Below are 11,522 nucleotides of genomic sequence, written 5' to 3'. Positions count from 1 at the left end.
CCGGGACGCGCTGGTTCTGAAGCACGTCGAAGGGTTCACCTACGCCCAGATCGCCGAGCGACTCGGCGTCAGCGTGCATTGCGTGGAAGACCGGCTGCGCCGCGGCCGCGGGCGACTACGGCGGGCGGTTCGGCCGGCACACACCCATGTTGCCGCGCCCCGTGCGCTTCCGGGCGCCGTTCGCCACAACTTGGAAAATTGCCGGTTCGTCGATCGCGACGGCCGCACCGCGCTCCGGGCGCGAGTCGCGTCCCGATCGCCTCCGAGACCGAACGTGACGCCGGCGCCGCTTTGGCCGGCGCCGCATTGAATGCCCCCGCCGGCTGTGCCGGTTCGAGCGTCCGTCGTCTGCGATCGGACCCCGAACCGGCGGCCTGTCGCACGCGCTCTAACGCTTCGGTTCGCGCTTCCTATCGCGATTCTTAGAGTCGTTCGACCGTTCGACGATCGCCCGCAACTCCTTGACCGCCGCCTTCAGTTCGGAGACGGACTCGACCAGCTCCTCGAATTCGTCGGCCGATCGTTTCCGGTTCGACTCCGCGTCCTCGTCCCGCCGGAGACCCCGGAACTGGGCGTCGGCTTGGTCGTACTGGGCCTCGACTTGGCGAAATGTTGAACGGGCCTCATCGACTTTCTGCTCCGCCTGTCGGAGGGCCGCACCGTCTACCTTTCGTTGCTTGAAGCGGGCTTCCGTCTGTTCGGCGTACTTCTCGGCAGCGGCGAGCTGGTCCCGGGCCTCGCTCAACTTCGCTTTCATCTGCTTCAGACGAGCCTCCGCGTCCCGGGCTCCCCGCTCCTCGCCGCCCCCTCGGCGAACTGCGAGAAGCTTCGCTTCGGTCGCTCGACGTTCCATTTCTTCCCGCATGAATCGGTTCCGAGCCGCTTCGCCTTGCTCTCGGGCCTCTCTCAGCCGCTGCGAAGCGGCCGAACTTTCCTCAATCTGGCGACGGACGTGGGCGCGCATCTCCTCCGCCCGTTCGATCTGTCCGAGCGTCTCTTCGAGCAGCGCCTCCGCGCGTTCAGCGGCCATTTCCGCTCGCTCAACGGCGGCGCCCGCTTGCTCCCCCGTCGGAGCCCCGCCGGGGGCCGGCTGTGAGAAGAGGAACGAATCGGCGCCGTGGTTTACGAGATTCTGTACATACCACTGAGCATGCACCGTCGTGGGGGCCGGCGCCGGTTGCGGGAGGCGGACATCTCTCGCGGGCGGACCCGGGTGGATTCGCCCGGTCGGGACCCCGGGGAACTGCGGCCCGCGGTCGACTCGCGGTCGCTCATGGACGCTGGGGCGTCGCTCGTCACGCTCCTGATCGCCCTGCCGGTGGAGATCAGGCCGGCGGGCGTCGTGCTCTCGATGGTCGCGGGCTCGTTGTTCGTGGTCGCGGTCCCGGGCGCCGTGCTCTCGGTCCGTGTGTTCGTGGTCGGTGCGGTCGCGGTCGGTGTGATCGCGGTCGCCGTGTCCGTCTGCTTCGGGGCGGCGGTCCCGCTCCCGTTCTTTGCTCCGCGGGGCGTCTCGATGATCGCCCTCGTACGGATGAACGTGCGGCAGGACGGGGGGGCGGGGTTCGAAGTCGGCCAACAGCGGCAGCACGAACTCCTCGCCGTCGCCGACGGCGACCATCACGTTCCCGTCGCGAAACACCACGCTGCGAATCGTCGGCTCCGCGGTTCCCAACTGCTCCTGCAGTTTCGCGAGCCGGACCGGCAGGTCGCGGAGCGCCTCCGGAGGCGACGCGGCGGGAGCCGGGAGGTCCGGGCCGAGTGCGCAGCAGATCAGCAGCGGGATCATGATAATCTGGGGTGGGAGTCCGGGACGCGAGGACTTTGTGGAACGGATCGGCGTGCGCCACGCTGACCGGACCGGGGTCCGCCGTCAACGGTTTGTTGATCGCCGGTCTTACGGCTGCCCGAGGTCCGCTGGTGGACGCGGCGCACGCGGCGGCCACAATCGCCGTATGCCCGCCACTCGTCGCCGCGGCGGGGCGTCCCCGTCGGCGGCACCCGACCCGTCCGCCCAAGCGGCGGTCAGCCCGGAAAATATCGCCGTGCTGGCTGATCTGCCGGGATTGCTGCTGCGCGATCCCCAACTCTCCACCGTCGCCGCGGCGCTGGCCCGCGGGGACGGAGCGGCGCTGGAGGGGGCCTGGGCCGGTTCCGCCGCCGCGGCAATCGCTGCGCTCGTGCAAGGAGAGGAAGTCGGCGGCGTCGGTCGGCCGCTGCTGGTCGTCACCGCGCGCGTCGCCGGCACGGATCACTTCGCCGCGGACGTCGCCGCGATGCTAGGGGAGCAGTCGTCCACGAACGAGGGGATCGGCCGCTCGGTCGCCCTGTTCCCCGCGAGAGACGGTCTGACCGCGACGCCGGACCCGGCCGACCCGGTCTTCGCCGCGCGGGCCGGCGCCTTGAACCGTCTGGAGGATGAGGACGCCGCGAGTCGTCCGCGCGTGCTCGTCGCTCCGATTCAGGCGTTGATGCAACCGGTGCCCTCGCGGTCGGCCCGCGCCGCCGCGACCCGCACCCTGACCGTGGGCGACGAAGCCGATCCCGAAGAACTGATGCGGTGGCTGGCCGACCGCGGTCTCGAACGCGTCCCGCGGATCGCGATGCCCGGCGAGTTCAGCCTGCACGGCGGCATCTTCGACGTCTGGCCCGCGGGCGAGACGGACCCCCTGCGGGTCGAATTCGCCTTCGATGAAATCGATTCCCTCCGCACGTTCGACCCCGTCTCGCAACGAAAGCGGGACGGACTGAACCGCGCCCGGCTGACCTGCCTGCCGGCGGCTCCGATCGACGGCGAAGCGCCGGGCGCCGACGGGGCGGCGATCGAAACGGCCTCGCTGTTCGACAGCCTGCCGGAGAACTATGCGGTCGCTTTATTGGACCTCGCGGAGATCACGGACGAGGGGCGTCATTATCTCAATCGACTGGACGACCCGCGGGGTCTTTATACGGTCCGCACCGTTCTCGCCCGGTGTACCCAGCGGCCGAGCGTGACCCTCGCCCGGATCGGCGCCAGCAGCTACGAAACGACCGGCCGCCTGCGGGTCGAGGCGGTCGAGAAGTTCACCGGTCCCAAGGGACAGGCGATCGAGCAACTCGATCTGGTGCTCGGCGAGGGCGAACGGGCGTTGGTCGCCTGCCATAACAAGGGAGAGTTAAAGCGACTCGGCGAACTGATCGAAGAGGTCGAAGCGGAGAACGGCCCGGCGCTGAAAGATCGCGTCACGCTGTGCGTGGGGGAGCTCTCGGCCGGCTTTCGGTTGGTCGATCACGGTCTGCTCGTCCTGACGGATCATGAACTGTTCGGCCGCGCGGGCGTGCGGGGCACTTCGGGGCCGCGCCGGCCGGCGGAGTCGCGGGCGATCGATAATTTCCTCGATCTGTCCGACGGCGACCTGATCGTCCACCTCACGAACGGCATCGGCCGTTTTCGGGGATTAAAGGCGCTCGAACAGCGGGGACAGAAGGAGGAGCATTTAGAACTGGAGTTCGCCGGCGACGTGCGGGTGTTCGTGCCCGCGTCGCTCATTCATCTCGTGCAAAAATACGTCGGGGCGACGAAGGCGGCTCCGAAGCTCTCGAAGCTGGGCACGCTGGGATGGTCCAAAAAGAAGAAGCAGGCCGCGGACGCCGTCGAGGATATGGCGGCGGATATGCTGCGGATGCAGGCCGCACGCCAGTCCGAACCCGGTTTGTCGCACGCGGAGCCGACCGACTATGTCGAGGAATTCGCGGCCGCCTTCCCCTATGAACCCACGCCGGATCAAGCGTCGGCGTTCGCGGAGATTCAAACGGATCTCTCCCTGCCCCGCCCGATGGATCGCCTGATCTGCGGCGATGTGGGCTACGGCAAGACGGAAGTCGCGATGCGGGCCGCCTTTCGGGCCGTCGACGGCGGCCGGCAGGTCGCGGTGTTGGTCCCGACGACCGTGCTGTGCGAACAGCACGCCCGCAGTTTCGCCGAGCGGATGGCGGAGTTTCCGATCTCCGTCGAGAGCCTCTCCCGTTTTCGCACCCGCCGCGAACAGAAACGAGTGCTCAAAGGGTTGAAGGAGGGCACGGTCGATATCGTGATCGGGACGCATCGGTTGGTTTCGCCGGATATTAAATTCGCGGATCTCGGGCTATTGGTGATCGACGAGGAACAGCGGTTCGGGGTCGACGTGAAAGAGGCGTTGAAGCAGATCCGGCTCCAGGTGGACGTATTGACGCTGTCCGCCACGCCGATCCCCCGGACGTTGCATATGAGCCTACTGGGGCTGCGGGATATCTCGAACCTCACCACCCCCCCGCCCGGCCGGCAGCCGATCGAGACCCGCGTCACCCGGTGGGACGACACGCTGATTCGACATGCATTGGTGCGGGAATTGAATCGCGGCGGGCAGGTCTACTTCGTGCATAATCGCGTGCAGGACATTGAACAGGTCCGCGATCGGGTGTTAAAGATCGTCCCGGAGGCGACCGCCGGCATCGTGCACGGCCAGATGCCGCCGTCGCAGGTGGAGGAAACGATGGCGGAGTTCGTCCGCGGGAACCTCGATATCCTGCTGGCGACGACGATTATTGAGTCGGGCCTCGACGTCCCCAACGCCAACACGATGTTTATTCACGAGGCGGACCGCTACGGCCTCGCCGATCTGCACCAGCTGCGCGGGCGGGTCGGCCGGCACCACAACCGCGCGTACTGCTATTTGTTGCTGAAAGACGGCCGCATGTTGACCGACGTCGCGGCGAAGCGATTGAAGGCGATCGAGGAATATTCCGAGCTCGGCGCCGGGTTCAAAATCGCGATGCGGGATCTTGAGATCCGCGGCGCCGGCAATATCCTCGGAACGGAGCAGAGCGGCCAGATCAACGCGGTGGGCTATGAACTGTACTGCCAATTGCTCGAAAACGCCGTTCATCAACTCAAGGGCGAGCCGATCCGCAAGCCGCTGGCCGTGAACGTCGATCTGCCGGTCAGCGCCTTTCTGCCGGACGGTTACGTCCCGCCGGGTCGCACGAAGCTGGAGGTGTACCGCAAGCTGTCGAACGTCCGCAGCACGCCGGATCTGGCGGAGTTCGCCGAGGAACTCAAAGACCGTTTCGGTCCCCCGCCGGCCCCGGTCGGCCGTCTGTTGGCCGTCAAACGATTCCAACTCGCCTGCCGCGACTGGTCCTTCACGGATGCGAAGATCGAAGACGGCTACGCCCGCTTCAATTATGAAGACGCGGACAAGATGACGGAGTTGAAGGGCTGGCTCAAGAAGAACTTGCGCGTCGCGGATCGCCGCACGGCGTATATCCCCCTGCCCGACCCGACGGCGACGGACGAAGCGTTGCTGGAAGACCTGATGCGTTTTATCGGCTGACGCCGCTGAAGGGAACGGCGGACGCTGCGTTTTCTGTAGACGGTCGAATGTCGCATCGGCGTACGTCATTGTGTCGGCGTTCGATGCCCTGCCCCGCCCGGAGCGCCGTGATGACCGACCGCCGCACGTTTCTGACACTCTCCGCTGCGTCTCTCGCCGCGGGCGTGCATGTCGCCGGGCACCCGGCCCGCGCGTCGCGGCTGGCGAACGACGTGATCGAGGTCGGCTGCGTCGGGACCGGCGGGCGGGCGACGCATCTGATGAGCCGGCTGGCCGCGATCCCCGGCGTGCGGCTGGCCGCGATCCCCGGCGTGCGGCTGGCGGCGGTCTGCGACGTGTGGGACGACGCCCGCGGCCGGGGCATGAAGGCGTCGGACGCCAAGGCCGTCGCCTATACCGACGTCCGCAAAATGCTGGACGCCGGGGGACTCGACGCAGCCCTCGTCGCCACGCCGGACCATCAACACGTGCCGGTCTCCGCCGCCTGCTGTGAGGCGGGATTAGACGTGTACTGCGAGAAACCGCTGACGCACTCCGTCGAGGAAGGCGACCGCATTATCAAGGCCGTCCGCGACAACGATCGCATTATGCAGGTCGGCACTCAGCACCGCAGCATGCCGCACCTCGCCGAAGCCCGGGAGTTATTGCGAAACGGGGAGGCGGGCGAGATCTATAAAGTGCGGATGACCTGGAACCGGAATAACCCGACCCGCGGTCGGGCGCCGGCCGTCGATGCGTCGACGGTCGATTGGGATCTTTTTCTCGGCGACGCGCCGGAGCAGCCGTTTGATAGTCAGCGGATGCGGAACTGGCGCTGGTATTGGGACTTCGGCGGCGGGATCTTCACCGATCTCATGGTTCATTGGGCGGACACGGTCCGCTGGATGCTCGAACCGGGCGAGGTGACGCGGGCCGTCAGCGTCGGCGATCACTTCACGACCGCCGGGCTCTGGGAGACTCCGGACACCGTGCAGACCCTGCTGTCGTTCCCCTCTGCTGCATCAGCGGGCGAGGCGGCCGGGAAACCGGGGCCGCAGATGCACTTTGAGGGCACCTTCGCCAACCACCGCGACCGGGCCTGCGCGGAGTTAATGGGCTCCAAAGCGACCCTCTATATCGATCGCGGGCGGTACGAACTGATCCCGCAACACCGCAGCGGCGTGACGCCCCGGGAGCGGCTGGAAGCGCCGGAGAAGCTGCGGGGGCTGGACTTCTACGACGAAGTCGACGGGGCGAAGTATCACCTCGAAAACTGGATCGAGTGCGTCCGCAGTCGGGCCGAACCGGCGTGCCCGGTGGAGGAGGGCGTCGCGAGCGCCGACCTCGCCCACGCCGCGAACGCGGCGCTGCCGGGACGGGGCGCCGCGTGAGGCGGTAGGACTCCGGGAATCGCGCCGCGGAGAGGCGTATCGGGTTCTCGCAGAGTTGCATGCGGAAATGCTCGGGGGTAGGGTTCCGCCCGCACCGCGGATTGAGAATCAGTCTCAACGCGGCTGTCCGCCGCCCCCCGTACGCCTCGCATCGCCTTGCTGACGACGACGACTTCTTCGCCCGCCGCGCCCGCCCCCCGCCGGGCCGGGTTCACGCTGATCGAACTGCTGGTGGTGATCGCGATCATTGCGATCCTAGTCAGCCTGTTGCTGCCCGCCGTCCAGCAGGCCCGCGAAGCGGCCCGGAAGGCCCAGTGCCAGAACAACCTCAAACAGATCGGGTTGGCGCTGCACAACTACGAGTCCGTCGCCAGAGTTCTTCCGCCGTCGTTCGTCGTCGACGCCGATCCGAACTCGACCGGCGGCCAGTGGAGCGTGCACGTCCGGCTGTTGCCGTTTCTGGAACAGCTGAATCTGGAAGAACTGGTTGATTTTGAACAGGAGTACGGCGGCGACAGCGCCAGCCTCGAGGTTCGGACGTTCCGCGTGCCGACTTACCTGTGCCCCTCGGAGATCGAAGATCACGTCCGCACGGACTCCAGCGGGAACCCGATCCACTACCCAACCAACTACGGCTTCAACGGCGGGGACTGGTTCGTGTGGAGCAACGAGACGCGGCGGCAGGGGACGGGCGCGTTCGCTCCGAACAGCGCGTTCGGTTTTCAGTCGTTTCGCGACGGCGTCACCGGCACCATGGCCTTCAGCGAAGTGAAAGCGTTCACGCCCTACGTCCGCGACGGCGAGGAAAGCCCGGACGATCCGCCCGCCGACCCCGCCGCGCTCCGCGACCTCGCCGGCAGTTTCAAAACGAACAGCGGACACACCGAGTGGGTGGACGGGCGCGTGCACCAGACCGGCTTCACCGCCGCGTTCGGCCCGAGCGCGGAGACGCCGATCGCCGGCGGGGCCGCCGGCGGCGGAGCGGACGACGGCGACTTCACCGCCTGCCGCGAAGGGAAAACCTGCGCCGGCCCGACGCACGCCGCGGTCACCAGTCGCAGCTACCATGAAGGCGGCGTGCACTGCCTGATGATGGACGGATCGGCTCGCTTCGTCAGCGATTCGGTCAAGCTGGAGGTCTGGCGGGCCGTCTCCACCCGCGCCGGCGGCGAAGTCGTCGACGAGTTCTGAACGAGGCGCCGAGACCGACGTACGAAACGCCCCCCGACGCGATGGCGTCGGGGGGCGTTTTGCGAGGAGCGGGAGCCGGTTGAGCTGTCTCAGCGGGGGAGGCTGTACCGCATCACTTTGCGATCGTTCTTCCGCACGCCGCCGGACGGGGCGGCGCCTTGTCCCGGCTGCGGAGCGGTGGAGTACAGCACGGAATGGCTATCGTTCTCCCGTACGCCGCCCTGTCCCGGCTGGGGACCGGTGGAGAAGATAACGGTGTCGCTGTCGTTCTCCCGGACGCCGCCGCTCGGGTACGGGCTCGGGTAGGGCGTGGGGTACGGGTTGTTGGGAGTGAACGTGCTGCTGTCGCGGGTCAGGTTGCCGTGGGGCACGCCGTAGCTCGTCCAAGTCATGCCATGTTCGCGGACCAACCTCCCGTTGACCCGAATCCAGCGATCCACTCGTCGCAGCGAGCCGGGATCGACATGATCCCGGTTCGGGTCGTAGGCGCTCAGCCGCGTGGAAAGCGTTTGCCGATTGACGTCGAGGACGTCGGTGAACGGGTCGTATTCCGTATCGACGAAGCCGTTCTGATTCACGATCGGATTGAAACCCGGCGCCGGAACCACACGCGGCCGGGGCTGCACGTAGATCGGCCGGGGCTGAACATGAATCGGGGCGCGATGACCGCCGATCTGTTGCGGCTGCAGGTTCATGCGTTTGTGATGAACGGCCGGCGAGCCGCCGAGGGTCGGGGTACGCACGCCGGCCGGCGAGGCGATGCGTTGAGCGGACGCAGCCGGGGCGAACGCGACCGTCGCGGCGAGGGCGACGGCGGACAGGCGAACGGGGAGGGAGAAGGCGATCATCGTGGCGGCCCGAGTCGAGGTGCGTGAATCGTGGGGGAGGGGGCGACCGGCGGGAGCGGGGTCCGTCCCGCGTCGGACGTGCCACGAAGAAACGCGAACCGGGCGCCAAAGTGATTCGCGAGGCCGGGCGGCCCTCGGTTCTGTCGTGGAAACCGCTATTCCGGCAGCGATTCTTCGCTCGCGAATGTTTCGGCGCTCCTTGAGCAGATTCGCGAGCGAGTGTCGTCCGTCGGCCGCGCATGCCGTCGAAGCGAGGACGATTTCGGCGGCCGGGACCGCTGCAGTCGCTGCGGCTATCCTCCGACTATGACTGCCGACCCGCCGCCGCCGCCCGCCGCCGCTTTTCCTCCGGAGAGAACGGCGCCGGAGAACACCGGGGACGGATCGCAGGGCGGGGGCCGTGAGAACCTGCTGACCGGGCTGATCTTCCTCGGCATCGTGCTGGCGTTGGGACTGGCGTGGCTGGCGCCGAACGTCGCGGCGTCGTTCGCGGTCGGCGGGGCGGTGTTCCTGTCGGTGTTGAAGATGCTGGTGGTGCCGCTGGTTGTCACCAGCGTGGTCTGCGGGGTGCTGTCGATGGGCGACGTGCGGAAGCTCGGCCGACCCGGCGGCGCGACGTTGATCTATTATTTTTGCACGACCGCGATCGCCGTGGTGACGGGGATCATCCTGGTCAACCTCTTCAATCCCGGCGAGGGAATCGACGGCTCCGCCGCGCGGGTCGCCGCGGGGGCGGAGGTGACCGCCAAGTTGGGCGAGAAGGCGGTCTCCGAACCGGCCGGGATCGGGGCGATCGTCGAGAACCTGCTGACGATGCTGTTCACGGACAATTTATTCGCCAGCGCCGCGGAGACGGATCTGCTCCCGCTGATCGTGTTCAGCCTGGCCTTCGCCGCGGTGCTGACGACCATGGGCGCCGCGGTCGGGACCGTCACCAAGTTCGTCACGGAGGCGAACGACGTCTTGATGAAGTTCGTGCTGCTGGTGATGTGGACGGCCCCGCTGGGGGTGTTCTGTCTGGTTGCGGGGCAATTCGGCGAGGCGGCCGCCACGGGGGACTTCGGGGAGGAGATGCGGAAGGTCGGCTGGTACTCCGCCACCGTGCTGACCGGGTTGGCGGTGCACGCGTTCCTCACGCTGCCGCTGATCCTGTGGGTGATGACGCGGCGGAACCCGTATCGCTTCCTGTTCCAGATGGGCCGCCCGATCCTGACGGCGTTCGCCACGGCGAGCAGCAGCGCCACGCTGCCGGTCACGATGGAGACCGCCATCGAGAAGGCCCATGTGAAACGCAAAAGCGTCGACTTCGTCCTGCCGCTGGGGGCCACGATCAATATGGACGGCACCGCGCTCTATGAAGCGGTCGCGGCGCTGTTTATCGCCCAAACGCTCGTCGGGTCCGCGGACGCGATCGACATGGGGCTGACGACGCAGATCATCGTCGCGGCGACGGCCACCCTCGCGGCGATCGGGGCCGCGGGCATCCCGCAGGCGGGGCTGTTCACGCTGATCATCGTGCTGAACGCCGTCGGTCTGCCGGTCGAACTGGCGGGACTGATTCTCTCCGTCGACTGGCTGCTGGACCGCTTCCGCACCGCGGTCAACGTGTTCGGCGACGCCACCGGCAGTGCGATCGTGGAGAAGTTCCTCCCGGACGAACCCGTGCCCACCGCGGCGGGCACCATGATCGCGTGACGGTTCGAGTTGAGACCGGAGCGCAAGCTCCGGCTGTGCGTCGCTTTGCGAATGAACGCCTCGCTTCGCTCGACGGCCAGAGCTTGCGCTCTGGTCTCACTGCCTTCTGTGCGAGCGCAGAAGCCTGACCCACCATCACTACCGGCTGAGGTGCCACGCCTCGTCGGCGTAGCGTTCTTCGAGCAGCGCGTCTGTCGTCGCCCACGGCGGCTCCGGCGGCGGGGCCGTCGCGCCGAAGGCTTCGCGGAGAGCGGCCACGGCTCCCGATCGAGTGATCCGCAGATTGGTCACGAACGCGGCGTGATCGCGGCCGGCACGGTAGTCCGGCTGCCGCTCCGGCCGGGTGAGAAAGCGGGGGATCGCGGCGAGATCGAAGTCGTACAGCAGCGTGCCGTGGTGCAGCATCGCCCGCTTCAACCAGCGCTGCGCGTTCCCGCTGACCTTGATCCGTGCACAGTCGGGTCCGGGAATCGTGAGGTCGCTGGTTCCGTCGACGCCCACGCCCGGTACGAGCGGCCGCAGCGCCGCGGCGAGCCGCTGCATGATCGCGGACGTCGCCCCGCCCACGTCGTTCGATAACCCGTCCGGCGGACCCACGGGCAGCACGAGCGACCAACAGAGCGCCCCCGGTCCCAGCAGCACGGTCCCCCCGCCGCTGTTTCGCCGCAGGATCGGCACGTCCGCGGCCTCGCACGCCGGCCGGTTCACGTTCAAAGCCACCCGGTTCGCCCGGCCCAGCACGACGCAGAGGTCGGGCCGCTCCCAGATGCGCAGCATTCCGGGGCCGCCGCGGGCCGCCTGGGATCGCAGCAGCGCCTCGTCCATCGCGAGATCCTCCCGCGGATCGGGCCGCGTGTGGGCGAGAAATGCGAGCGGGGCGGGGCGGGGGAACACGGCGGCAGGATAGGACGCTCGCGGCGTTCCGCACCACGGGCTACCGTGCTGGCGTCCCGGTGGCGCTCGCCCGAGCGCGGGGCGGCGTTTCGCCGTCCGGGCCGACAGGTTTGGCTTCAAACTTCGGGCAGTGGGATGTTCCGGCGCGGAACATCCCGCTGGCGGGACGCTGGGGC

General features: G+C 67.9%; 8 protein-coding genes. 5 read left to right on the top strand and 3 right to left on the bottom strand.

All coding sequences use genetic code 11. From position 1 onward, the window contains the following. The coding region (locus LzC2_RS08015) for a sigma factor-like helix-turn-helix DNA-binding protein (RefSeq protein WP_171185623.1) at positions 1 to 310 on the top strand (310 nt) is incomplete at its 5' end. Between the two features lie 78 nt (positions 311 to 388). Here LzC2_RS08015 and LzC2_RS08010 read toward each other — a convergent pair. Continuing rightward, positions 389 to 1,786: a coiled-coil domain-containing protein gene (locus LzC2_RS08010; RefSeq protein ID WP_171185621.1), complete on the bottom strand. Its 1,398-nt coding sequence runs from the start codon at positions 1,784 to 1,786 to the stop codon at positions 389 to 391. Positions 1,787 to 1,952: 166 nt separating this feature from the next. On the opposite strand from LzC2_RS08010, the gene mfd reads away from it, so the two are divergent. The 3 genes from mfd (at position 1,953) to LzC2_RS07995 (ending at position 7,909) form a co-directional block, all read left to right on the top strand. After that, positions 1,953 to 5,348 carry a transcription-repair coupling factor gene (gene mfd / locus LzC2_RS08005; RefSeq protein WP_171185619.1) on the top strand — a complete coding sequence of 1,132 codons (3,396 nt, stop codon included), beginning with the start codon at positions 1,953 to 1,955 and terminating at the stop codon, positions 5,346 to 5,348. Positions 5,349 to 5,431: 83 nt separating this feature from the next. Continuing rightward, positions 5,432 to 6,718 carry a Gfo/Idh/MocA family protein gene (locus LzC2_RS08000; protein WP_206678613.1) on the top strand — a complete coding sequence of 429 codons (1,287 nt, stop codon included), beginning with the start codon at positions 5,432 to 5,434 and terminating at the stop codon, positions 6,716 to 6,718. 156 nt (positions 6,719 to 6,874) lie between these two features. Beyond that, the gene (locus LzC2_RS07995; protein WP_246254859.1) at positions 6,875 to 7,909 is read left to right on the top strand and encodes a DUF1559 family PulG-like putative transporter; all 1,035 of its coding nucleotides are present in this window, start codon (positions 6,875 to 6,877) and stop codon (positions 7,907 to 7,909) included. 89 nt (positions 7,910 to 7,998) lie between these two features. Here LzC2_RS07995 and LzC2_RS07990 read toward each other — a convergent pair whose 3' ends face one another. Further along, entirely contained in the window at positions 7,999 to 8,757 is a 759-nt protein-coding gene (locus tag LzC2_RS07990) for a hypothetical protein (protein ID WP_171185617.1), read from the bottom strand. A 306-nt stretch (positions 8,758 to 9,063) separates the two neighbouring features. Here LzC2_RS07990 and LzC2_RS07985 point away from each other — a divergent pair, with 306 nt between their 5' ends. Beyond that, a complete protein-coding gene (locus tag LzC2_RS07985) occupies positions 9,064 to 10,452 on the top strand; it encodes a dicarboxylate/amino acid:cation symporter (RefSeq protein ID WP_171185615.1) in 1,389 nt (462 codons plus the stop codon). Positions 10,453 to 10,590: 138 nt separating this feature from the next. Here LzC2_RS07985 and LzC2_RS07980 read toward each other — a convergent pair whose 3' ends face one another. Then, positions 10,591 to 11,346: a lipoate--protein ligase family protein gene (locus tag LzC2_RS07980; protein ID WP_171185613.1), complete on the bottom strand. Its 756-nt coding sequence runs from the start codon at positions 11,344 to 11,346 to the stop codon at positions 10,591 to 10,593. Positions 11,347 to 11,522: the final 176 nt, after the last annotated feature.

The organism is Alienimonas chondri, assembly GCF_013036045.1.
GTDB classification, from domain to species: Bacteria; Planctomycetota; Planctomycetia; order Planctomycetales; family Planctomycetaceae; genus Alienimonas; species Alienimonas chondri.
This window is presented reverse-complemented; position numbering and strand designations above follow the sequence as displayed.